Below are 23,156 nucleotides of genomic sequence, written 5' to 3'. Positions count from 1 at the left end.
CATGACAAGCACAATCTGGCGCAAACATGCTGACAACGTTACTGATTCCGTTTCGATTATTAATTAATTTTACTTTCGCTCTCGTTTCCACCGCCGTGATTGGTGCCATGGTGATTTTGGTGGGTTTACCTAAGTTGTTACTGCCAATACCTGCCGTGCAGCGTGTGCTGTCTACGTGGGCAAACGCCGTGTTTCGCCTATGGGGTTACGCCATGTCGGCGCTATTCCGATTAACGCAACCCATGCGCTGGCATATTGATGGCGACAGTGAACTGCATCGCGACCGTTGGTATATGATCATGGCAAATCATCGTAGCTGGGTCGATATTCTGGTGCTTATGCATTTAGCCTGCCGCAACATGCCAATGCCACGGTTTTTCTTAAAGCAACCGCTGATTTGGATTCCGATAGTTGGCCTCGGCTGCTGGACTTTAGACATGCCGTTTATGAAACGTTATTCACGCGAGCAAATAGCTAAAAATCCCAAGCTACAAGGCAAGGACATTGAAACCACTCGTAAGAAATGTCAGAAGTTTCGTCATATTCCTACCACGGTGATTAACTTTTGCGAAGGCACCCGTTTTACCCCTGAAAAGCATGCGAAACGTCATAGCTCGTTCCAACATTTGTTGCCTCCTAAGGCGGGCGGTACAGCATTTGCGTTGCAGATTATGGGGAATCAATTTGATGCCATATTAGATATTACGATTGTTTATCCGGATGATAAAAAACCGGCCGTATGGCAGTTACTAAGCGGTCAGTTACGTGATGTATATGTGAATGTGGAAACGTTGCCTGTCACCGAGGATTTAATTGGTGATTATTTTGCCGATGAAGCGTTTAAAGCGCACTTTCAGGATTGGATGAATAAGCGTTGGCTGCGCAAAGATGAAATTATTAACCGCGTACGCGCAGGTTTTTTCAACTAAGCACAGCCAGCTTTTAAACTTATTGCTTCTCGAGCAAGTAACCTGCGGCCTTCACGAAATCAGCCATAAAGTCTTTGCTATCACGGAAACCATCGGTTTTCATACGATACTTGCCGTTCACAATAAAGGTTGGCGTCGCGTTCACGTTATAGGCACGCATGTCGCGGTCCATGTCGTTTACTTGCTTCTCAACCAATGGGTGTTTCATGGCTTTTTCAAACTTGTCTTTGCTAATGCCATTCACGTGGAAAATAGCCTGTAGCTGCTCTTCTGTCGTGATTTGCTGTTTTTGCGCGTGAATACGCTCATAAAACGCTTGGCTAATTTCTTCTTCTTTCTTGAACAACTTCGCTGCAGCAAAACCACGCGCCATCAGTTCAAGGGTTGGATGAGAAACAATATGTGACTTTTCAAAAGCCTGTGGATACGCTTCTTTCATTGCTGCTGCAATTGGTTCAAAACGGTAGCAGTGAATGCAGTAAAACGAGAAGAATTCTTTAATTTCTGGCTTCGCTGTACCTTGTTCAGCAATCACCTCATAGTGAACGTCTTCTTTAAATTCTTGTGCACTCAACGGCAACATCATTAAAGCGACAACAACTAACAACAACTTCTTCATGGGCAGAACGTCCTACAGTTTGTTTGTTACGAATTAAATTAATATTGCGGCTGCAATTGAATCGGTGGTTCTTGCAACGCCGCAAATTGTTCTTTCAGTGTCAGCACCTGTTGTTCCCAGTAACGTTGCTCAGCAAACCACGGGAACGCACGTTGAAATGCGCTATCTCCCCAACGGCGGGCTAACCACGCCATGTAGTGTATGATTCGAAAACTGCGCAAGGGTTCAATTAATTGCGTTTCTTTACTATCGAAATCACAGAACTCTTGGTAGCCCTCAAGCAATACATCGAGCTGCAATGTGCGTTCGGCTCTATCGTCTCCCGCTAACATCATCCATAAATCTTGAATGGCGGGGCCGGTGCGCGCATCGTCGAAATCAACGAACATCAGTTGCTCATCACGCAACAACATATTGCCCAAATGACAGTCTCCATGCAATCGTTGTTGCGTAAAGGCATTCAAATCAATTTGTTTGAGGTGGTTTGCTAGCGGCTCAGCAATAGCAAAAAAGGCATCATGCAGATTATTCGGCAACAGCGATGAAGTACTTAAAGTAGCTAATGCCTCAGTGACATATTCGTGATAGGAAACATTCGGACGCGTTGCGAATTGGCGTTGTTTCGCCACCGCATGCAAGCGCCCAATTTGTCGGCCAATACGTTCTAACTGATCGAGATCACCTGGCTCAACGGCACGTCCGCCCACGCTTGGGAATACAGCAAAACGATACCCCTCGTAATGATGCAGAGTAGCGCCAGCAAGTTTTAGCGGTGCTACGGCAGGAACTTCTTCATCAAGTAATTCTTGCGTGAACTGGTGTTCTTCAAGAATTTGCGCATCGCTCCACCGAGCTGGACGATAAAATTTGGCGACATAACGTCGATTATCGTCAGCAATAAATTGATAGACACGGTTCTCGTAGCTATTCAGTGCTAGTAGCCCAGATTGCGGGTCAACCCCGACATCCGCGAGCGCATCGGCGATGCGCTCGGGTGTTAAATTATGAAAACTAAAGTCGTCGTGATGATCACTCATAGAGGAATCGACTTACATGCTGCTCGCTCACATCGCCAGCTTCATTGGTAACCGTAAAGATGACATCTTGCACGCGCTCAGTCACATCATCAGGGTGAACCGCCAAGGTAATTGGCAAGGTTGCCACTTCACCGGCACCCACCGTAATCGTGTCATCACCGATCAACTGGCTACGTTCAAACCCTTGCGCCGTAATTTTGTACGTTTGTGTTTGCTGTGACTTGTTTAAAATTTTCAAGGTAAATACGTTCTGCACCCAGCCATCCATGTTTATGCTATACAACTGGTTTCGGTCACGTAGTACATCCACTTGTAGCGGTACCCGAGTTGAAATATCCCAAATCAATAACCCTGTCATGACGACCATCACGACAAAATAGCCGACCGCTTTAAAGCGTAACTTATGAGTTCGACCGCCTTGCAGATTGCGTTCAGTAGTAAAACGAATAAGGCCTCGAGGATAGTTCATTTTATCCATGACGTCGTTACAGGCATCCACACAGGCACCACAGTTAATGCACTCATATTGCAGGCCGTTTCGAATATCAATACCAGTTGGGCACACTTGTACGCACATGTAACAATCAATACAGTCGCCTAACCCTAACTCTTTTGGATCTTTCTTACGTGAGCGCCCGCCTCGAGGCTCGCCGCGGTTCGGGTCATACGAAACGGTCACCGTGTCTTTATCAAACATCGCCGATTGAAATCGTGCATATGGGCACATGTGCGTACACATGATTTCGCGCATCCAGCCTGCATTCCCGTATGTACAAAACGCGAAGAAAACGACCGAAAAGGTTGCCCAGAAACCGGCATCGAGTGTCCAAAATTGCGTGAATAATTCACGTACATCCATGAAGTAACCGACGAATATCATCGCCGTTAACAACGAAACAATCACCCATGACGTATGTTTACCCGCTTTGCGCCAGAATTTATCAAAGTCCCAAGGCCGTTTATCGAGTGACATCCGTTGATTTCGTGAGCCTTCGAACTTCTTTTCAAACCACATGAAAATAAACGTCCAAGTGGTCTGCGGACACATAAAACCACACCACACGCGTCCGTACAGCGTTGTCACGAAAAATAGGGCAAAAGCCGAGACAATAAATATCCAAGCAAGAATGGTGAAATCTTGTGGCCACATTGTAAGGCCGAAAATACGGAAACGTTGTTCAGCGATATCGAGCAAAATGGCCTGCTCGCCATGCCATTGCAACCATGGCAATACGGCAAACACGAACAACAAAATGAAACCGAAACTGCGGCGGAACCATTCAAGCGTACCTTTTACATCGCGCACATAAATACGATTACGTGGCGAATAAGCGTTACTGCGTTTGTCTGGATCGGGACGATGGATTTTTACTTTATCGGCCGCCTGCACTTCGATTTTTTGTTCCATAGCCATACCACGCTCTCAGCCATTTTCTAACGATTCATTGATTATACGCTTAATTCGTCTAAAAATTCACTGCGCAGGCGCAACCTTTGCCGAATACAACCCCGAAAAAAAATTAGGGGATCACCCCTATATATATTCTTGTGACCTCGGAGCATTCTCGAAAGTGCATAAACTTTAAGCAACGAGGATACAATAATGAAAAAATTTACACTCTCAACCATTGCTGCACTAACACTTGCAACAGCACCAGGTCAGGCGTTAGCAAACGCTGTTATTGGTGAGCAATTGCAGGCCAAGCTACCAACATTATCAGCAACTGAAAGCTTAACTGTGGTGGTCACCTACGACCAACTCGAGCCAGTTTCTGAATCGCAATTACAACAACTTCTGAATTTAGGAATTACAGAAGGAGTTCAATTTTCTTCTTTACCAATTATTGGTGTTGTCGCAACCAGCGCTCAAATAGAACAGCTCAAGTCACTTCCGAATGTTCGTTCTATTTGGTTAAATCGCCAACTTGAATACTTTAACGCAGATGCACGAAAAATTACTGGTGTAGAGCAGTTGCAGTCCGCCGATTTTGTCGCTCGAAATGGGACATCTTATACCGGCGACGGTATCACGATCATGGTCAATGACTCCGGCATTGACGCTTCACACCAAGATCTTTTATTCGGCGAGAAAGTAATAGAAAACGTGCAAGCCGTGACTCATGCGCAGGCGATAAGTTTAGTTGCACCAACCGATGGTTTTGTCCTTGAAGGACAAATCAATACCGATTTGAATGTAGGACACGGAACCCATGTCGCCGGAACTATTGCTGGCACTGGCATGATGTCTGACGGCAAATATTTAGGTGCCGCGCCAGAGGCTGACTTGATTGGTTATGGTTCTGGTGCTGGTTTATCAATTCTTGATGCCGTAGGCGGTTACGATTACGCCATTAATAACGTTTATGCTTTTAATTCGCCGATTCGCATCATGAGTAACTCCTGGGGCTCAAGCGGTAAATTTAGTCCGGATAGCCCGGTCAGCATTGCCTCCTATAAAGCATATAAGCTCGGGATTTTATCTGTATTTGCAGCTGGCAATTCAGGTCCAGGTGAGGACAGTCACAACCCATATGCTCAAATTCCATGGGGAATTTCCGTAGGTGCTGGTGACAAGTTTGGTCAGCTCGCCGGTTTCTCATCCCGCGGCTTAAAAAGCGAAACCGGCACTTTTGCAATGCCCGATAACACAACATGGACCTACAATAATGAAATCACCGTTGTCGCCCCTGGTGTTGATATTATCTCAACGCGAGCGAGTACCAATTTAGTCTCGAATGGTGGCGAAGCTGACCTTGACGCGATTGAAACTGAATATGTTCCGTTCTACACAATGATTTCAGGCACCTCAATGGCAACACCTCACGTTGCTGGTATCGTCGCTCTAATGATGGAAGCTAACCCTGATCTCTCACTATTGGATATCAAGCGCTTACTGCAAGAAACTGCGACCAATATGCCAGGTTATGAAAAATGGGAAGTTGGCGGTGGTTATGTTAACGCAAAATCGGCTGTCTCTGCTGCGCTAAACTTCGATATGGATCACGTCGCTAGTGTCAACAATTTAAATTCTTTCAACGCCAATGCTGTATTGGTCACCAGCGACCGCGTTGAAAACTTTGAGGTACTTTACGCACCCGTTGGCGAACCTGAAACCTTTAGTTTCGAAGTAGGTGAAGACGTAGCGTGGGTAAAAGCCAGCGCTGAATCGTTAGCCAATACGACGAAGCTTGTACTTGTTGCCCCTGATGGTACTGAGTATTTCGGCAACCTCACCTTACCTGTTCTTGAAACTGGAATGCGTGTTGCAGCTCCAGGTCAACCGGGCACATGGCAAGTGTATGTTTATGGTTTAACTTCGCTATCTGGGGTTGATCCCGATCCGCTTGATATAACGAATGGTCCTGGTGTTCCAGAAGTTATTGCGGGCACCGTTTCTTTCGAGTTAAGTGGTGGCTACGAAGGTGTTGACGATATCAATGGTCACCCACAGCGGAACGCGATTGAATTTGCCGTTTCGGAGCGCTTGGTAGACGGTTTCAACAACGGAAAATTCCGCCCTGACGATGCCTTACTGCGTAGAGACTTGGCTCAGTATCTCGTCATGGGCGGTGCAATTCGCCAGTACCGCGATTTACTAAATGAACCTCAGCCTTCATTGGCAAATGTTCCCAGTGACTCCAAAGTTTTTGCGGAATCTGTATCGGTAATTGGTGGCGCACTTAAAGACAACGAGCAATCACAAGCTCCTGTAATGCTGTCAAACAACGGGAATTTTGATCCACGAGGTAAAGTTAATAAACTCGATCTAGCCTATTCTCTAGTACAAACGCTTGGTTTAGAAAGTGAAGCTTTAGCCTTCGATCCAAATCAAGATATTGTGGTGGATTATAAAGATGAAACGATTGTCTTGGCTGACCAAGATGCAATTCCGTCCCATTTGAAAGGCTATGTACAGGTTGCGATTCGTTATTCGCTTTTGAACGTTCGTTTCTCAATTGAGCAAGATGCTTTCGCACTCGAACCGTCATTGCGAGCTCATTTTGTGCCTGATACAACCATAACTCGAGCGCACTATGCACTTACCGCTGGGCGCTTATACAGCAACTACTATCAGGCCAATTAATAGGCTTGAACAATATCAAGGGCTACCCGAGGTAGCCCTTTATTCTTAGAAAAGCGTGACAAACATCGAACTTCTGGGTAAATTTTAACCTAAAAAATGTAACAGAATGTAACAGAACACCGAGGATTTAATCATGTACGCTAGCAAAACCTTATTGAAAGTTGCTGTTTTGTGGTTAGGTTTTAGCCTATCTAGCTACAGCACTTTTGCAAATGCAGTCGAAGTTCCGCTCACGATTAATTCGCAACAAAACAACCTTACTGCATCCGTTGAATTGAGTACGCTTGTCGGCTTCGACCTTTCAGTTCAATTCGAAAATACAGTAGGATTGACACCACAGAATATGCTCGTTGAGGCCAGTTTATTAAATCTTGCCGACCCCGATATTTTGCATCGATTACCGGATAGCTTACTAACGACTATTCCACAAGCATTCCCTGTCCTCATTTCAATTCGACCCGATCCAGAAAAAGGTTTTTCATTCAGCGGCGTTTACACAATTGAGCTTTATACTAAGTCGCTGCATTATACCGAAGGTACACCACTTCGTTTATTTCACTCACATCAAAACGGTACCTTTGAAGACATCACCACCATGACAGGCTCAGGAAGCTACCGAGTTCGCGGCAATGGTGGCCAATTCTCAGATTTTATAATCTTGGCAGATTTGCGTGATGGCAGTACGATTATTCAGTCGAAACTTACTCGGCTAGAAAACATTGCGAATGAGAGCCAATCACAACTCTCAGCTGGTGCTTTTCAAGTTCTATCGGACTCCATAAATGCTGTGGGTAGTGCAATTAATTCAGGTAACAAAGGACAAGCCTTAGCCGCTATCGAAAGTTTAATCCATTTACTCGAAGCAGATAATGGTGCTGTGTATCCTGACGTATGGCGCTCGAGCAACGATTTGGACAATGTTCGCGGCAATTTGATTTCAGCTGCAACAACGCTCCGCTTTAGTTTACGTATTGAGTAACAGGTGTGCGATGAGAGCAATATTTGATGTCGTCTTCCAGCACCGTTTCGCGCAGCGCTTCGATTTGCACGAACGAGAAGCATACGTGATAGGGCGTAGCTCGGAATGCGACATTCAAATTGATCATCCAACGCTTTCGCGACAGCATGCATTACTTTTTTGTCACGAAGGCGTTTGGCACTTACGTGATTTAAATAGTACCAACGGTGTATTTATAGATGCGCAGCGCGCTGAAGAAAAAGCGCTTCAGCAATCTTCGCTCTGTCGATTAGGTGACGTTGTTTGTATGTTTGTGCCGCATCAAAACCATTCACAACAAGTCGCGATAAACCAAGCTCAATGGTGTGGGCGACAGCTCACTCAGATGCGCAAGTCGTGGCAGCATTCAACATCTCTACAAGAGGTTATTTCTACCGCTCAGAATACCCTATCGCAGGTTCTCCAGAGCGACCGAACCGCCTTGGTTCTTCTTGATGACACTTACTTGCTGTCACCCTTTGATGGCTCAACAACAATCGTGCGACAAGCGATTGAAAGTGGTCAACCGTGCGTTGTACATAATGCGATAAGTCACCAACAGTTGCAGCATCGTGATAGTGTTAAGCGTCAACAAATTAAAGCGGCTTTAGCGGTTCCCATTGCTTTAGGGAATAAAATTATTGCTGTGCTCTACGCCGACAGCCTGAAACAAGAGCATTATTTTAATGAGCACCAAATTTTTATCTTGCAGCGTTTCACTCAACTCATCGCGATGCAATTAACGTTGTGTCAGTTGAATGACTACTTGAACCTTGCACAGCAAAGAATGGCTACCGCTCGAGAACTATCCAATAACGTACGAACTCAGGGAAATCTGTGATAACTTAATCTCTATGCTTCTGTAACGAGATAGTTGTCACGATGGCTGCTTCCGACGAACACGATAACTTGTTATCGAATCACGCAACGACAAAGTTAACCACGCAAACGCTGCTTCAACCCGGACAGCTGTTAGCGGAGCGCTTTCGTATTGTTCGTTTGCTTGGTCATGGAGGCCAAGCTCGGGTTTTTGAAGCCTACGACGAGGTGCTTGAAACGCCATGCGCATTAAAAGTGCTAGCTCAAGAAGCAGATGCTAGCGAGATTGAGCTCCTCAGAAATGAAGTGCTTCTTGCGCGCCAAATTCACCACGCCAATGTTGTTCGTATTCATGAGTTTTACGCGACATCGCAAGCTACGTTTTTCACGATGTCTCTGGTTAATGGCACGGTTTTAAACCAGGCGCTAGATAACCATCCAGCGGCACCTGATATTATTAAATGGTTTCAACAACTAATAGGTGCGCTGCAAAGTTGTCATGAAAGTGGAGTTATTCATGGCGATTTAAAACCGGATAATTTATTAATTGATAATGACGGCAATTTATCAATTATCGATTTTGGTATTGGCCGGACACTTGACGAAAGCACGACACAATTTGGTTCCACTGGATTCATTGCGCCTGAACTAGCAAGATCACACCAAGTAACCACTGCAAGTGATCGCTATGCTCTGGGCAAAATATTAGCATTAATGCTTAAAGCAAGTGAGACTAGCAGCTGGAAGAATACGTCTGTAAAGAAGCGAGCCTTACAAAAACTAGCCATCAGATTGCAAGCAGACTCTGCAAACCTTCGGCCATCGCTGGCACAATGCCAAGATGTTCTTCACTCTGCCACATCAGGGTTTAAAAAATGGACTGCCTTGGGGGCGGTTATTTTAGTTGCACTTTCGGCTGTCCTTTTTATGTTACCGCAGAAGCAAACAGCGTCGGCTCCGGAAACTGCAGTAACAACTATAGCAATAGCGATGATTGATGGTGAACACGCTTTGGCTGAGTTGACCCACCTGCTGTTACAAGCTGAACCGAACATTTACTCCATTGAACCCCAAAATGTAAAGCAGCTCATCGAAAATTTGGGAATACAGCCTTTTGAATCGGCCTCCGAACGCGCGCGCTTAGCGCAGTTAACACAAGCGCAATATTTGTTAATATTGACACCGCAAACTTTAGGGGGGAAATTGCAATTACATACGCTGTTAACTGCCCACCCCTCCGAACAAGTCATATTTTCAAAAACATTTGATACCGAAAATGTGGCTCCAGAGCAATTAGTCAAAGCTATTTCAAATGCGTTAAACGAGGTGTTACCCAACCACAACGATGAACCTCAATCGCCCGATTTCATTAGCAATCCAGTTGTACAAGATTTAGCGACGGCTCGAGCAGAAAATGACATCGATAAGCTTACGTTAAAGCTCCGCGACGTTATCGATGACCCACAAGCTCCCGCTATCTTGAAACTTCAAGCTCGAATTGAGCTAGCCTTAATTAATCAGCAATTCGAGCCCGCTGCATCACTACTTGACCAACTATTGAAACAGTTTCCGCATCGCGCCGATGTACTTGCACAGCGAGCCGTAGTGGCCGCCGAGTTAGGTGATCTTTCGGGTGCTCGTGAATACTATCGCCGCGCTCTTTCGTATGATCGTAACCAGCCAATGTGGTGGTTTGAGTTGGCCCGATTAAAGATTATTCAGGGAGAAACCGAATCAGCAATAAATGACGAACTGACTCAGAGTCTTATTCAATTTCGACAACGCGAAGACTTAAGTGGTCAAGGGCTTATTTTAAACGCTTTTGGCGTCGCTTATCTGCGTTTAGCAAAGTTTGACACTGCAGCACACTACTTTCAGCAAGCTTTAGAATATCGAACCGAAGAACAAGAGCCTCGAGAACGCATCACGACATTAAGTAATTTAGCGACGGTTTTAGCAATAACCGGGCAAATTGATCAAGCTGATGAATCTCTACGCGAGGCAACGCGACTCGCTGGCGCGATTAATGACGCGTTGTCGGTTGCCCATATTGAGAACGAACGGGGCTTACTATTTGAAGAGCAGGGCGACTACCAAAGCGCACTGCGCCACTATAAGCGCGCACTAGATATTCGTCTACGTGAAGGCGACAACTATATTCAAAGTCAGAGCATCAATAATGTTGCTTTTATTAATTTCTTAATTGGCGATTTCAGTCTAGCCGAAGTTTATTGGCGCCAGGCTCTGCAGATTGTTGACAGCCTTGACGAGCAAGCTACGCTGCACAGCATTCAACTTAATCTTGTGCAACTGCTGATTGCTCAAGGCCAGTTTAACCAAGCAGAGCAGTTATTGGCTGAATTATTACGTAGTACCGACAAGAGTGCCGAAGCCAATCTTTCCACACAACTTCAAATTAGCCGGTTAAATTTTTTTCAGGGTCGAATGGCGGTAGCCGATGAAGCCGGCGCACAAGCGGACCAGATTGCGCAATCAATGAATGATCCTCGTGGTGCTATCGAAAGCCTTCTTTGGCGAGCTGAAATGGCAGTTTTTCTGCATCAAACTCAATTGTTTGAACAACATATTACGAGCCTTAGATCATTTCAAAACGAGTTTAATCACGAACAACGCTTAATTTTTGATTGGTTACTTTTGCTTGGTAAAAAAGAATATCTGCAGTCTGAACTTGCTACCTTTGCTGAGCGCGTTATGCAACAACAGCCATCTCGATTAGTTGAAATAAAGTTGTTAAGCGAACTAGTTTTCAGAGGAAATTTCCCTGAATCGGCACCGGTGTGGAAACGTCTCGAGCAAATTAGTAACGAGCGAGTATTTGCCTCTTATCTGCCATACCTTGCGGCTCGAAACTTTGACAACTCGAAGCAGTTGCTACAAGCTACGTTACAGCAACACGCCAAATTTTGGCGTAATTATGAGTTATATTCATACCTTAATGATGTCGCATTTGACGAACAACAACGCGCTGCATTTGAGCGGCTAATCGAAAATATGAATGAAGAACAGCAACAAGCCTATAGAGCATTCGCTAGAAGTCGATGAATTAGAGGGGTTACTTGCTCAAGTTCAAGAACAGCAGCGTTTGCTTCAACAGCAACTTGATTACGAACATCATGCTATGCTTGGCCTAGCGAAAAGATTGTGGGTGCAACAAGAACAAGAGAGAGCCTACTTCGCGCGCGAACTACATGATGATATTGGTCAGCAGCTTATCGCTTTGCGGGCTCAAATCGATTCATTGCAAAACCCGCAGCTGAAACAAATACAAGAAGGGTTACTACAAGTTATCGAAAGTACCAGAAACCTTTCACGTATTATGCATCCAACGATTCTCTTTGATCTGGGTTTGGAGCGCGCTCTTGCGTGGCTCAATCGACAGCTACTGCAGCCAACTGGAGTGCGGTTGCAGAGCCGTTACGATGTCACAATTAAACTTCCAAATGCTGTCAGCTTATTACTTTTTAGGGTTGCGCAAGAATCTTTCGTGAATATTTTAAAGCACTCGCAAGCAAATCAGGTCGATACGAAAATAATCGAAACGTCTCAAGGTATAGCCTTAAAAATTAAAGATGATGGTATTGGATTTGATGCAAAGGCAGTTGCCCGCGGCATCGGTTTGCAAAGTCTAAAAGATAGAGCTTTAGCTTGCGGTGCAACCTTAAATATAAAATCAAAACCACAAAGCGGTTGTGAAATCAGCCTATTATTACCTTATCAGCAACTATCCGAGCTTGCCGACCTATGATTTCACTTATTCTGGCTGATGATCACACCATGGTGCGGCAAGCCATTGCAACGACCTTAAAAGCGACAGGATTATTCACTATCGAATATGAGTGTGGTGACGGTGCAGAGCTAGTTGAGACCGCATTAAAAGCACCCGCGGATATCATTCTAATGGATATTTCAATGCCAAAAATGAATGGTTTTGCGGCACTTGAGAAACTCCTTCATTATCGACCACAAAGCAAGATCATCATTCTAAGTATGCATAGTGAACCTGAATATGTTGAAGCTGTGAAATTAGCCGGTGCACGGGCTTACATTCAAAAAGACGCTCCTTCTGAGCAACTCATTCAAGTGATACAAGAAGTTGCAGCTGGTAAATCTTATTTTCCTAACACCAGCGATCAACTATCGGAGAGATTACCTTCATCTACCAACCCAATGGAAGGATTAACCCGGCGCGAACGGGAAATTTTTTATTTAGTCGTTGCAGGACGCAGTAGTAAGCAAATTTCGCAACTACTCTCGCTGTCAGCGAAAACTATCGAAAACCACCGCAGTAATATCTTCAAAAAATTGAACGTAGCATCCACAATTGAACTTATTCATTTTGCCGCCAAAAATGGGTTGCTTGAACCCTAAAATGATTCTTTTGACATCGCTATGACAGTGTCGAGAAGGACATTCGTGCCAGCTTCAACATCGCGCCAGTGCGACCACTCATCAGGCGCGTGACTCACACCGTTGATTGACGGAATAAAGATGAGTCCTGCATGCGTTATTTCACTGAGAAATTGAGTGTCATGCCCAGCGCCGCTCGGCATACGTGTATAACTGTAGCCGCGTTGTTTAACCTGCTTCTCAATCAGATCAGTCAGAGGCTCAGAACATGGCTTTGGCGAGAGCCAACTGACTTGCTCATACTCAAACATCAAACGGTGGCGGCGAGCTATTGCTGAGAGGGTTTTACGACAAGCATTGGCGAGCTCTTTCATTATGCCTTCATCCATGTCACGCCCGACGATGGTGAAAATTGCTTCTCCTGGTACTGTATGTGGATGACCTGGCTTCAGCTCAACTTTTCCCACGGTGATACGGGTTTTGTCGGTACCATTTTCATCGATAATCCGCTCAATTTCATGAGCGAAATCGGCAAGCCCCATAAACGCATCGCTGCGCATATCCATTGGTGCAGTACCAGCGTGATCAGCTTTCCCTTTCAGGTGAACTATCCACTTAAACACCCCAGAAATACCTTCCACTACACCAATTTGCAGTTCACGTTGAAACAGCACCGGCCCCTGTTCAATGTGTAGCTCAACGAAACCTTTTAATTGCTCCGGTCGCCAAGCCGCATCAAGGGCTTGCATGACGTCGAGTCCTTGTGATGCCATTGCATCTTTCAAGTACACATTATCGGCATCATGCGCTGAGAGTAACCAATCCGGATTTAAGCAACCAGAAATAGCCTGCGCACCCAACATACCGCCAAAGCGCCCTTCCTCCTCAGCAGTGGCAACGCCCCAAATAGGTGTTTCAATATCAGGTTGTTGTTCATTAATGGTTTCGATGACTTCCAATGCGGCCATGACGCCTAGTGCCCCGTCAAAGACACCGCCAGCGGGAACCGTATCAATATGAGAGCCCATTAAAATGACGGGTTTATCGCGGTCGCCGCGACCAAAAAACACGTTGCCGGCGCCATCCATGTAGGTTTGTAAGCCCGCTTGTTTGGCTTTATCTTGCAGCCAACGGCGCCCTTGCATATCGGCATCAGTAAAGCCAATGCGGTACATGCCGCGGTCTTGTTCGTTGTAGCCTATTTTGGCAAGTTCTAGTAAGTTTGCTTTTAGTCGTTCTCCGTTGATAACCATAGAACCCCGTTATTCGTTATTCGTTATTCGTTATTCGTTATTCGTTATTCACTGATTAGAGTATAGAAGGTCACGAAAGTTTTATTTAATTCGGGTTTGTCTTTCTCGAATAACCAATAACGAATAACGAGTAACGTTTTTTTGACAAAAAAAAGCCCGGCGGAAGCCGGGCGAGAAGAGAACAACCAGATCTCAGGGAAGTTGAGCACACTATAATGCGCTAGTGTGACAAGTAAGTGACATCAGGCGATTAAAATTAAGCAATGCGTTTCGCGGTTGCTGCAGCGTTCAATACCGCTGCCATTTTAATCGAGTTTTGAATCACTTGAGCTGAAATATCATGTTTCAGCAATACACCAACGTGTGAGTCGATGCACATTCCACAGCCGTTCAATGCTGATACTGCCAATGAGTACAGTTCGAAATCAGCTTTATCAACGCCTGGGTTTGCCATGCCATTCATGCGCAAGCCAGCTGGCAATTTGCTGAACTGCTTGTCGGTGCACAAATGCAAGAAACGATAGTAAACGTTGTTCATTGCCATCAGGGTTGCAGCTAATTTTGCCGCTCCATCAACGTTTGCTTCAATTTTGCCCTCGGCTTCAGCTTTTACTGCGTCAATTAACTCGTTATCGCCAATTGAATAAGCTAGTGATAAGGCTGTGCCGTAGAATTGGGTCGCGGTCATACCCGAAGTGTCGACATTACCGAAAATATTCGACAAGTTGAGTTTGGTATCTTTACCGTGGTCGCCCAAACCTTGTTTGTAATCTGCAATGCTCATAAAAATCCTCCGCTTAAAAAAGGTGCCGCTTTCGCGGCACCTAAAGACATCACCTATTTGTGGGGGATGTGATGTCTACTTACAGGGTGTCGCCGCCTACTGCGCGGTTACATGGACACAATTCGTCGGTTTGCAAACCGTCAAGAATACGCAGTACTTCTGCTGGGTTACGGCCTACGTTCAAGTTGTTGACTGACACGTGTTGAATAACGCCATGCGGGTCAACAACGAAGGTGGCACGCAAGGCAACGTTTTCAACTGCATCACGAACGCCCAAACCATCAACTAAAGATTTCACGCCGTTATCCGCGAATGACCACTGGTTCAAGCTCTTCAAATCTGGGTGTTCACGACGCCATGCTAATTTCACGAATTCGTTGTCGGTGCTGCCGCCTAACACAACCGCATCACGGTCAGCGAATTCTTCGTTCAATTTCGCAAACTCAACAATTTCAGTTGGGCATACGAACGTAAAATCTTTTGGATAGAAGAAGATAATTTTCCACTTACCTTCGAAGCTATCGTTGGTAATCGTCTCAAAAGCGCTTTCGCCGTTTTCTTCTGGCATGTTAAAACCAGGTTTTACGCCGACTACTTCAAATTCTGGTAATTTATCGCCTACTGTTAACATATTGCTTGTCTCCTTGTTGGACAGACTAACTGGAAAACTAAAGTTGTTGAGGCTTGTCGCCTCAGCTCGCAGACAATAATAGGGGCTCGATTAAATTTGTTAAAACGAATAAAACGGATTAACATAATCGGAAATACTAATTGAACATAAATTTGTTTTATTCAAATAGCCACGGTGAGGCACGAGATGAGCAAACTACCTAGCTTAAAAAATCTGAGCTATTTGCTGGCATTACACCAGCATCAGAACTTCAATCGCGCAGCGCAGGCGTGCAACGTCAGTCAGTCAACTTTGAGTAGTGGCATTCAAAACCTTGAAGAGCAACTGGGATGTCAGTTGATTGAACGTGATCATAAGTCATTTTTGTTCACCGGCATGGGTGAAGAGGTGGTGGAGCAAGCGCGCCAAATTCTTACCTCAACCGAAGAGTTACTGTATTTCGCCCAAAGCCAAGGAAAAATCATGGAAGGCCCATTACGCCTTGGTTGCATTCCAACCATCGCACCGTTCCTGCTAGGTGATTTGACCAAGAAGCTAAAAGCCGATCATCCCAAGCTGCAATTAAGCATTCGCGAAGACACCACGGTGAATTTGCTAAATTTGCTACGTAACGGCGAACTTGATGTGCTGGTGCTGGCGCTACCTGTCGACTTACAAGGCAATCAAAGTTATGTGCTCGGGCGTGACCCGTTCAAGTTAGTGATGCATTCAAGTTTGGCGGAAAAGCTCGCTGAGCCGGTGCAATATAATCAGTTACCTGACAATTCTATTTTCTTGTTGGAAAAAGAGCACTGCTTAACCGGTCATGCGGTATCGGCCTGTGAACTGGCTGATTCAAGTAAGATAAACCCGTTTACAGCAACGAGCTTACATAGCTTGGTGCAAATGGCTGATGCTGGGCTTGGCGCGACCTTTATTCCGCAAATGGCAATTGACCGTGGAATTTTAAACGGTACCGATTTGGTTGCATTGCAACCGAGTGGGCAACAAGCATCGCGAGAGATTGGCCTGATTTATCGACCGACGACGAATCGCCGTACCACGTTTCGTAAGTTAGCTGAATGCATTGCTGAGTTATTGCCAGAGCCGCTACTGAAATAGCGGCTCTGAATTATCGGACGGGATTTTTAAACTAAGGTGCGGTGCGCAGTTCACTCAAGCGAGGACCAATACTGGCTTGGTTTGGTGCTTTTTCAGCGCGCACTTCAGCTTGGGTCAGGTCAACGGGCTCACCAACTTCCGCCGAAATCAGTGCTTGTAGTTGATCTGGTGTCAAATTTTTACCTGTATGCACAACACGTACACCGGAATCATCATCCGTTGCGGCCGTACCAGGTAGGTAAATCGTGCCATTCGAGAAATCGACGGCGAATGCAATCACACCTGGTACTAAGAAGAACAGTAATCCAATACCATTCAATGCAGCAACGCCCGGATCGATCTTGCCGCTCACTTGACCTTTACGCTCTGGATACAAAATAGTGCCGCATGCACTAAGATGTAAAGTAGTTAAAATCAAGACCGCTGCTTTAAGTGTGTTACGCTTGAAATTTACCATCACTGCCTCCTTGAATGGGCGTGTTAATTTCCTGTAATAAATGAAGTGTAGCGAAAAAAAAGCAATCCAAAATTCAATTTAATTTATATTTACACTAGTAAAGATTCGTAAATGATCAATGAAAGGAGCACCTTATGTTACGCAAATTACTAGCCGTTAGTATCACAGCGGCGTTAGCCTTGAATGCTACGAACGCAGCTGCAGAGACGGTTTCAACAGAGCGTCACAAGGTTTCTGTGAACACCATTACGGACAAATTAAATAAACCATGGGGTATGGCATTTTTGCCATCAGGTGAGCTGTTAGTGACCGAAAAATCAGGCACGTTGCGTCGTGTAACGCGCGACGGAGCGGTAAGCGACGCATTAAGCGGCGTTCCGTCGGTGGTTGATAAAAGCCAAGGCGGATTACTTGATGTGGCCGTCGACCCGAACTTTGCCGATAACCAGTTTGTTTACATCAGCTATTCAGAGGCTGACCCGGCTGGTGGCGAAGGAACTAGCACCGCAGTAATGCGTGCTAAATTATCAGACAATGGGTTAACCGACGGCAAAGTAATTTTCCGTGGTGCGCCGAAGTATAAAAGTGGCGCTCACTTTGGTTCACGTTTGGTATTTGCCCCAGATGGTCACCTCTTCATCACCCTTGGCGACCGCTATTCAGCCATGGATGATGCACAAACGCTTGATAATCATCACGGCAAAGTGGTTCGTATAAAGCCAGATGGCAGCGTTCCAGCCGATAATCCGTTTGTTGGTAAAGACGATGCGCTTCCTGAAATTTGGTCGTACGGACATCGTAACGTGCAAGGCGCAGCCATTCACCCAACCACGGGCAAATTGTGGACTGTTGAGCACGGACCAAAAGGTGGTGATGAAATCAACATTCCTGATGCTGGAAAGAACTACGGTTGGCCAATTGCAACCTATGGCGTCGATTACGATGGCAGTATCATCAGCGATGAAACGCACGTTGAAGGCACTGTGCAACCGCATTACTACTGGGTTCCTTCTATTGCAACATCCAACATGATTTTCTACACCGGCGATCAATTTCCCGCTTGGCAAGGGGATTTGCTAGTCGCCGCATTGAAGGGTTCGCACGTAGCCCGTCTTGATCTTGAAGGTGATCGTGTGATGCACGAAGAAACTTTGTTCGAGGATGCCGTGAAACAACGTATTCGCGATATTGAACAAGGTCCAGATGGTTATATTTATCTGATTACCGACGATCGCGCTGGTCAACTCATTCAAATCAAACCTGCGGAATAACTATGTTTGTAAGTAGTCACTTACTGGTTTTATCAACGCTGGCTTCGGCCAGCGTTGCTGTTGATGAAGTCATTGTGGTGAACCAAAGTCGTCCACGGACGGCGCTTGAAACACCTGCTTCGGTGAGCAATCGCAACGTTGACGACCAACCTTCGGGGTTGCGTATTGATGCTGCCGAGTTACTCAAAGGCTTAGCCGGCGTGCAAGCTGACTCGCGGGCGAACTATGCACAGGATACTCGTATCACGCTACGTGGTTTTGGCGCTCGCTCAGCATTTGGTGTGCGTGGCGTTATCTTGCAACTCGATGGCATTCCATTGACCATGCCAGATGGTCAAGCGCAAACGTCGAGTATTCTTTTAGACGAGCCGCAGAACGTTCAGATAATTCGCGGACCATTAGCAACCATTTACGGCAACAGCGCCGGCGGTATGATTCAATGGTTTAGCGAACATCCTGATAGTTCTGGGCTACGTTTCGATGCCATGTTTGGTGATAACGCAACCCAACGCCAACTGGTGCAAGGTGAATGGGTAACCGATGGCAACGCAGTACGATTAACCGGTACTCGGTTGCGAACCGATGGTCCGCGTGAACATAACCGTGCAGAACGTGATCAACTCGCATTACGTTGGTATCACGATGTAACTGATTCGATTGAAATGATTGTGCGCTTAGATGATAACTATGCGCCTTTTTTGCAAGATCCCGGTTCGCTGACGCCGGAGGATTGGCTGGCTGACCCAACCCAGACCTTTGCCGGTGCAATGCGCTTCAACACACGCAAAAACATTCACCATCAGCAGGCATCTGTGTCGCTGCGTAGCACCGATGGCTGGCATGTGAGCACTTGGAAGGGCTGGCGCGAAATTGAGCAGTATTTGCCTTTTCCTGGCACCGATATCCGGGGCTCTGGGTCAGTGATTGACTTACGACGTAGCTTTATTGGTATTGATGCGAGCTACGATTACGATTGGTCGCTTGCTACCCCATTAACAACAACGTTTGGCATTCATCACGCAGAACAAGATGATCGGCGCTTTGGTTACACCAATAATTTCGGCGAACGCGGTGATTTGCGCCGCAACGAACTCGGTGAGGTAACTCAGCAAGCGGTTTATACTCTCTGGGATTGGCAGCCAAGCGAACAGCTAACGCTGCTTGGCGGACTTCGCTACAGTGAAGTTGACTTCGCCGTGGATGATTATTTCATCGTGGCAGAAAACCCTGATGATAGTGGCGAGCAACGCCAACACGCTTGGAGTTGGAGTCTGGGTGCCAATTATGCGTTATCTGGGCAGTGGTCGGTGTTTGCTGCCCGCGGTAATGGCTTTGAAACAGCCACGCTGACCGAAATGGCTTATAGCAACACTGAAACTGGTCTTAATACCAATCTTGGTGCCGCATACAACCAACAGTGGGAAATTGGCGTAAAATGGCAAACTCTGACCGTGCAAGCACAACTAACAGCTTTTGGCATCGATACAACTGATGAGATTGTGGTTGATCAAAGCATCGACGGCCGTACAACCTATACCAACGCTGGTTTGACGAAACGCGACGGGGTTGAGCTCGAGGTGAATTGGTTGATGCATGACCAATGGCAGTGGCGCAGTGCGGCAACCTTACTGAGCGCAGAGTATGCAAGTGGTGCGCGTTTGCCTGGCGTAGCCGAGCAGCAGATTTACAGTCAGCTCGACTGGAACTACCGGCCGCAACAACGCCTCAGTTTAATCACTGAGTATCGTGGTGATGTCGCCGCCACCGATTCTAATGACGTGATAGCCCCAAGCCATACCCTCTGGCACTTAAACTGGCGCGGTTCCTATGTACTGGGTGACTGGCAAGTGAGCCCGTGGCTAAACTTGCATAACTTTACCGACGAAACTTACGTGGGTTCGGTGGTAGTGAATCAAGGTAACGGCCGAGCATTTGAGCCCGGCGTCGGCCGCGAATTACAATTTGGTGTGCAGTTTAATCGTCGTTGGTAAGCCAACGATACAATGTGCGGCGTGTGATTCCGAGAATTCGCGCCGCTTGTTGTTTATTTCCTTTTGTGTGCGCTAACACCTTTCGAACGTAATCCGCTTGTAAATCATCCAAAGAAGGCCACTGTTGAGTCGATGCTGATGCCGCGTCGGTAACCTCATCCGTTACTGATGTTTGCATTCTCGCTGGTAAGTGCTCTGGCTTTATCCAGTCACCATCGCAAAACGTCACCGCACGCTCAACCGCATTTTGCAATTCGCGCACGTTGCCAGGAAAGTTATACGCAAAGAATAATTCTTGGGCCTCGTCTGATAATCCTTTCACCTGCTTATTCTGTTGCCGATTCACGGCTTGAATAAAGTGTTCAGCCAACAACGCAATATCATCGCCGCGATGGCGTAGCGGTGGCACCTTCACGCTAAAAGTTTCAAGGCGATAAAACAAATCTTCGCGAAAACTTTTATCTTTTACTTTCGCTTCGAGATTCTGATGGGTTGCCGCTAAAATACGAACGTCTACTTCGACCTCATGATCACTACCTACAGGGCGCATTTTACCCTCCTGTAGCACACGTAATAGCTTGGCTTGCAATGCCAGCGGCATCTCACCAATTTCGTCGAGTAATAAAGTGCCACCATGCGCTTCTTTAAGAAGACCAGCGCGGGCTTTTTGGGCCCCGGTAAAGGCGCCTGCCGCATGACCAAAAAATTCACTCTCAAGAAGTTCAGCCGGAATGCCTGCACAATTCACTGCTAAAAAGGGCCCGTCGGCGCGCTGGCTTTGTTGATGCAACGCTTGTGCGACGAGTTCTTTGCCGGTACCACTCTCGCCCAATATCAGAACGGCGCCTTCAACCGGTGCAATGCGATCTATCTCGTCATATAAAGTACGCATTACACGACTACTGCCAATAATTCCCGCTGGCCCTTGGTGGGTTTGTTGCTGCGATTGACGATAATGCTCAACTTCAGAGCGCAATTGATGAAAGGTTAACACTCGCTCGACACTAACCAGCAAATGCTCAAGATCGAGCGGCTTTGTCAAGAAGTCATCAGCCCCGTGTTTTAGCGCATCGACCGCTTGATCGACGGTGCCAAACGCTGTGATCAAAATTAATGGTGGCGAACTGGATTGCTGCTGCAAATGGGCGAGTAAATCCAGCCCACTCATGCCGGGTAATCGAATATCGCTGACAACAAGATGGCTTGAATGCACCGCCTCGTCATCGAGGTAGGCTTCTGCTTGAGTAAATACGGATACCCGGTAACCCGCACTTTCAAGCTCCTCTTGCAACAAATCGCGTAAACCTGGGTCATCCTCGACAACCGCAATGTGAATATCGATGTTACGCATTATGAACGTCCTTTCGCACGAGGTAGTGAAAGCGATGCCACACAGCCGCTGCTCTTCGAATTTGCTGACGTTGCATTGGCAAGTTTCAACTGGCCTTGATGATCAGCCACAATATAACTTACTAGCGCTAAACCAAGCCCTGTGCCTTCACCAATTTGTTTGGTCGTTGTGAATGGTTTTAGTAGCTCGTCTTGTGTCACATGTTGAGGAAGTCCAGCACCGTCATCACGAACGTTTATCGTGATGGCGTTAGCATTGGCTTCAACCCAAACATCGACCTCACTTTCGGCCGCTTGCAGGGCGTTGCGTAAAATATTGACTAATGCCAGCTCTAAGCGCTGATTATCGGCTTCTACTTGCACATCTTTTTCCGGCAAAGTGACCTTCAGTTCAGGGCCTTGCAAGCTTTGCTCATAGGAGATACTTTGGCAGGCTTGTTCAATAATATCGCGTAATGGTTGTTGTTGTTTCTCTGAGACTGGCGTACGACTGAACGCCAGCAACTGCTTCACCATTTTGGTAAGCCGCTGTACCTGTCCTCGAATTGCATTCAGTTGTCGTTGCGATTCTTCATCGGAATGGCGTTTCATCAATTGCTTCGCACGACCATCAATGACCGTGAGTGGTGCACCTAACTCATGCGCTACACCACTAGATACCTGACCTATCGCGACCATTTTTTCTTGCTCACGGCGCTGTTGCTCGAGTTTTTGTGCCACATAACGATTCACACCACGATAATGACCAAAGACTAAGATGGCTGCGGTTGCAGCAGCCAACACCAGCCATGTTCCCCAAGCAATGCGAGCGAGTTGCGTAAAGGCATTATCAAAGTCTTGGGCACGTCGATTAAGTTGCATGAACCCAATGATTTGACCACCTCGGTCATGAATCGGAACAAACTGAGAAAACACATCTCGACCCGCTACTTCCCGATAGCTGTCTTGTGTTTCACCCGTTAAAATGACTTGTTCGGCTAGTAAGCTTTCAGAGAGATCGCGTTCGGTTACTCCTGCTGAGGCCACCATCATGCCTTTCGTATCATATACCGAGGCGCCGTAAACACGGCCAATTTCAAAAACCGAATCTAAGCCGGCTTGAACCGCACTGATATCTCCCCGAATGAGTGCGTCACTGACCGGTACGTGAATGGCGCGTCCGACCAACTCCAGGTCATCACGCAGGCGTTGGTCTTGAAATACGGCCGCACGTTCAAGACCGATCCCAATGGCAATGCCAGATAGCGCAAGTAGCGGTAACATCACATAAAACGTCAGCGTTTTCTGAACGCTATCGCCTTGCAAAAACCAGTTTCTGTATCTTTTTGTCACATTAACCCCAATCGACACATGTGACATTATTATACATATTTGTATTTTGAATTTCGAAGAATATTTAAATATCTTTATTTTTCATAATGTTATAAAGCATGGAAAGTTGGCACGGGGCTTGCAACTCTCCTAG

General features: G+C 46.3%; 19 protein-coding genes. 10 read left to right on the top strand and 9 right to left on the bottom strand.

Annotated features, from left to right (window positions below; all coding sequences use genetic code 11):
• The first annotated feature begins 26 nt into the window (after window positions 1-26).
• Entirely contained in the window at window positions 27-929 is a 903-nt protein-coding gene (locus tag CWI76_RS08535) for an acyltransferase (protein ID WP_126759901.1), read from the top strand.
• Window positions 930-948: 19 nt separating this feature from the next.
• Here CWI76_RS08535 and CWI76_RS08530 read toward each other — a convergent pair whose 3' ends face one another.
• The 3 genes from CWI76_RS08530 to ccoG are packed head-to-tail and all read right to left on the bottom strand — an operon-like array spanning window position 949 to window position 3,993.
• Window positions 949-1,548: a thiol:disulfide interchange protein DsbA/DsbL gene (locus CWI76_RS08530; RefSeq protein WP_126759900.1), complete on the bottom strand. Its 600-nt coding sequence runs from the start codon at window positions 1,546-1,548 to the stop codon at window positions 949-951.
• A gap of 38 nt (window positions 1,549-1,586) precedes the next feature.
• The gene (locus tag CWI76_RS08525; RefSeq protein ID WP_126759899.1) at window positions 1,587-2,585 is read right to left on the bottom strand and encodes a serine/threonine protein kinase; all 999 of its coding nucleotides are present in this window, start codon (window positions 2,583-2,585) and stop codon (window positions 1,587-1,589) included.
• The gene (gene ccoG / locus CWI76_RS08520) at window positions 2,578-3,993 is read right to left on the bottom strand and encodes a cytochrome c oxidase accessory protein CcoG (protein ID WP_126759934.1); all 1,416 of its coding nucleotides are present in this window, start codon (window positions 3,991-3,993) and stop codon (window positions 2,578-2,580) included. Before ccoG ends, CWI76_RS08525 begins: the two co-directional genes overlap by 8 nt.
• Before the next feature lie 195 nt (window positions 3,994-4,188).
• Between ccoG and CWI76_RS08515 the strand changes: the two genes are divergently transcribed.
• The 6 genes from CWI76_RS08515 to CWI76_RS08490 all read left to right on the top strand — a co-directional run bounded on the left by CWI76_RS08515 (window position 4,189) and on the right by CWI76_RS08490 (window position 12,874).
• Window positions 4,189-6,669: a S8 family peptidase gene (locus tag CWI76_RS08515; protein ID WP_126759898.1), complete on the top strand. Its 2,481-nt coding sequence runs from the start codon at window positions 4,189-4,191 to the stop codon at window positions 6,667-6,669.
• A 133-nt stretch (window positions 6,670-6,802) separates the two neighbouring features.
• The gene (locus CWI76_RS08510; RefSeq protein WP_126759897.1) at window positions 6,803-7,648 is read left to right on the top strand and encodes a DUF6689 family protein; all 846 of its coding nucleotides are present in this window, start codon (window positions 6,803-6,805) and stop codon (window positions 7,646-7,648) included.
• A gap of 10 nt (window positions 7,649-7,658) precedes the next feature.
• Window positions 7,659-8,507, top strand: a complete 849-nt coding sequence (locus CWI76_RS08505; RefSeq protein WP_126759896.1) for an FHA domain-containing protein — start codon at window positions 7,659-7,661, stop codon at window positions 8,505-8,507.
• Window positions 8,508-8,548: 41 nt separating this feature from the next.
• On the top strand, window positions 8,549-11,548 hold the full coding sequence (locus CWI76_RS08500; RefSeq protein ID WP_126759895.1) for a protein kinase domain-containing protein: 3,000 nt from the start codon (window positions 8,549-8,551) through the stop codon (window positions 11,546-11,548).
• Between the two features lie 103 nt (window positions 11,549-11,651).
• On the top strand, window positions 11,652-12,251 hold the full coding sequence (locus CWI76_RS08495) for a sensor histidine kinase (protein ID WP_198678592.1): 600 nt from the start codon (window positions 11,652-11,654) through the stop codon (window positions 12,249-12,251).
• Window positions 12,248-12,874 carry a response regulator gene (locus CWI76_RS08490; RefSeq protein WP_126759893.1) on the top strand — a complete coding sequence of 209 codons (627 nt, stop codon included), beginning with the start codon at window positions 12,248-12,250 and terminating at the stop codon, window positions 12,872-12,874. The genes CWI76_RS08495 and CWI76_RS08490 overlap by 4 nt, the downstream gene beginning before the upstream one ends.
• On the opposite strand, the gene CWI76_RS08485 is transcribed toward CWI76_RS08490, so the two are convergent.
• The 3 genes from CWI76_RS08485 to CWI76_RS08475 all read right to left on the bottom strand — a co-directional run bounded on the left by CWI76_RS08485 (window position 12,871) and on the right by CWI76_RS08475 (window position 15,521).
• Window positions 12,871-14,106: a Zn-dependent hydrolase gene (locus CWI76_RS08485; RefSeq protein WP_126759892.1), complete on the bottom strand. Its 1,236-nt coding sequence runs from the start codon at window positions 14,104-14,106 to the stop codon at window positions 12,871-12,873. The genes CWI76_RS08490 and CWI76_RS08485 overlap by 4 nt on opposite strands.
• Window positions 14,107-14,362: 256 nt before the next feature.
• Window positions 14,363-14,890 carry a carboxymuconolactone decarboxylase family protein gene (locus tag CWI76_RS08480; RefSeq protein WP_092858213.1) on the bottom strand — a complete coding sequence of 176 codons (528 nt, stop codon included), beginning with the start codon at window positions 14,888-14,890 and terminating at the stop codon, window positions 14,363-14,365.
• Between the two features lie 79 nt (window positions 14,891-14,969).
• Window positions 14,970-15,521 carry a peroxiredoxin gene (locus CWI76_RS08475; RefSeq protein WP_126759891.1) on the bottom strand — a complete coding sequence of 184 codons (552 nt, stop codon included), beginning with the start codon at window positions 15,519-15,521 and terminating at the stop codon, window positions 14,970-14,972.
• Between the two features lie 186 nt (window positions 15,522-15,707).
• Here CWI76_RS08475 and CWI76_RS08470 point away from each other — a divergent pair, with 186 nt between their 5' ends.
• The gene (locus CWI76_RS08470; RefSeq protein ID WP_126759890.1) at window positions 15,708-16,622 is read left to right on the top strand and encodes a hydrogen peroxide-inducible genes activator; all 915 of its coding nucleotides are present in this window, start codon (window positions 15,708-15,710) and stop codon (window positions 16,620-16,622) included.
• A gap of 31 nt (window positions 16,623-16,653) precedes the next feature.
• On the opposite strand, the gene CWI76_RS11630 is transcribed toward CWI76_RS08470, so the two are convergent.
• Window positions 16,654-17,079 carry a hypothetical protein gene (locus CWI76_RS11630; protein ID WP_198678591.1) on the bottom strand — a complete coding sequence of 142 codons (426 nt, stop codon included), beginning with the start codon at window positions 17,077-17,079 and terminating at the stop codon, window positions 16,654-16,656.
• A gap of 134 nt (window positions 17,080-17,213) precedes the next feature.
• Here CWI76_RS11630 and CWI76_RS08460 point away from each other — a divergent pair, with 134 nt between their 5' ends.
• Window positions 17,214-18,350 (top strand): PQQ-dependent sugar dehydrogenase, encoded by a 1,137-nt coding sequence (locus CWI76_RS08460; RefSeq protein WP_126759889.1) that lies wholly within the window; start codon window positions 17,214-17,216, stop codon window positions 18,348-18,350.
• A gap of 2 nt (window positions 18,351-18,352) precedes the next feature.
• Complete coding sequence (locus CWI76_RS08455) at window positions 18,353-20,341, top strand: TonB-dependent receptor family protein (RefSeq protein WP_126759888.1); 1,989 nt, start codon at window positions 18,353-18,355, stop codon at window positions 20,339-20,341.
• Here the strand turns inward: CWI76_RS08455 and CWI76_RS08450 are convergent.
• Both CWI76_RS08450 and CWI76_RS08445 read right to left on the bottom strand, forming a co-directional pair.
• Window positions 20,325-21,692 carry a sigma-54-dependent transcriptional regulator gene (locus CWI76_RS08450; protein WP_126759887.1) on the bottom strand — a complete coding sequence of 456 codons (1,368 nt, stop codon included), beginning with the start codon at window positions 21,690-21,692 and terminating at the stop codon, window positions 20,325-20,327. The two genes, CWI76_RS08455 and CWI76_RS08450, sit on opposite strands and share 17 nt — an antisense overlap.
• Entirely contained in the window at window positions 21,692-23,023 is a 1,332-nt protein-coding gene (locus CWI76_RS08445) for a sensor histidine kinase (RefSeq protein ID WP_241967990.1), read from the bottom strand. The genes CWI76_RS08450 and CWI76_RS08445 overlap by 1 nt, the downstream gene beginning before the upstream one ends.
• Window positions 23,024-23,156: the final 133 nt, after the last annotated feature.

Source organism: Pseudidiomarina marina (assembly GCF_003987045.1).
Taxonomy (GTDB): Bacteria; Pseudomonadota; Gammaproteobacteria; order Enterobacterales; family Alteromonadaceae; genus Pseudidiomarina; species Pseudidiomarina marina.
The sequence above is the reverse complement of the archived record's forward strand: the minus strand, read 5'-3'. Positions and strand labels throughout refer to the sequence as shown.

Excerpts from the sequence above, each read along its gene's own strand:
- CWI76_RS08525 (WP_126759899.1), bottom strand. The coding sequence starts at position 2,585 with ATGAGTGATCATCACGACGACTTTAGTTTTCATAATTTAACACCCGAG.
- CWI76_RS08515 (WP_126759898.1), top strand. The coding sequence starts at position 4,189 with ATGAAAAAATTTACACTCTCAACCATTGCTGCACTAACACTTGCAACA.
- CWI76_RS08480 (WP_092858213.1), bottom strand. The coding sequence starts at position 14,890 with ATGAGCATTGCAGATTACAAACAAGGTTTGGGCGACCACGGTAAAGAT.
- CWI76_RS08485 (WP_126759892.1), bottom strand. The coding sequence starts at position 14,106 with ATGGTTATCAACGGAGAACGACTAAAAGCAAACTTACTAGAACTTGCC.
- CWI76_RS08490 (WP_126759893.1), top strand. The coding sequence starts at position 12,248 with ATGATTTCACTTATTCTGGCTGATGATCACACCATGGTGCGGCAAGCC.
- ccoG (WP_126759934.1), bottom strand. The coding sequence starts at position 3,993 with ATGGAACAAAAAATCGAAGTGCAGGCGGCCGATAAAGTAAAAATCCAT.
- CWI76_RS08505 (WP_126759896.1), top strand. The coding sequence starts at position 7,659 with ATGAGAGCAATATTTGATGTCGTCTTCCAGCACCGTTTCGCGCAGCGC.
- CWI76_RS08535 (WP_126759901.1), top strand. The coding sequence starts at position 27 with ATGCTGACAACGTTACTGATTCCGTTTCGATTATTAATTAATTTTACT.
- CWI76_RS11630 (WP_198678591.1), bottom strand. The coding sequence starts at position 17,079 with ATGGTAAATTTCAAGCGTAACACACTTAAAGCAGCGGTCTTGATTTTA.
- CWI76_RS08475 (WP_126759891.1), bottom strand. The coding sequence starts at position 15,521 with ATGTTAACAGTAGGCGATAAATTACCAGAATTTGAAGTAGTCGGCGTA.
- CWI76_RS08450 (WP_126759887.1), bottom strand. The coding sequence starts at position 21,692 with ATGCGTAACATCGATATTCACATTGCGGTTGTCGAGGATGACCCAGGT.
- CWI76_RS08530 (WP_126759900.1), bottom strand. The coding sequence starts at position 1,548 with ATGAAGAAGTTGTTGTTAGTTGTTGTCGCTTTAATGATGTTGCCGTTG.
- CWI76_RS08510 (WP_126759897.1), top strand. The coding sequence starts at position 6,803 with ATGTACGCTAGCAAAACCTTATTGAAAGTTGCTGTTTTGTGGTTAGGT.
- CWI76_RS08500 (WP_126759895.1), top strand. The coding sequence starts at position 8,549 with ATGGCTGCTTCCGACGAACACGATAACTTGTTATCGAATCACGCAACG.
- CWI76_RS08460 (WP_126759889.1), top strand. The coding sequence starts at position 17,214 with ATGTTACGCAAATTACTAGCCGTTAGTATCACAGCGGCGTTAGCCTTG.
- CWI76_RS08470 (WP_126759890.1), top strand. The coding sequence starts at position 15,708 with ATGAGCAAACTACCTAGCTTAAAAAATCTGAGCTATTTGCTGGCATTA.
- CWI76_RS08455 (WP_126759888.1), top strand. The coding sequence starts at position 18,353 with ATGTTTGTAAGTAGTCACTTACTGGTTTTATCAACGCTGGCTTCGGCC.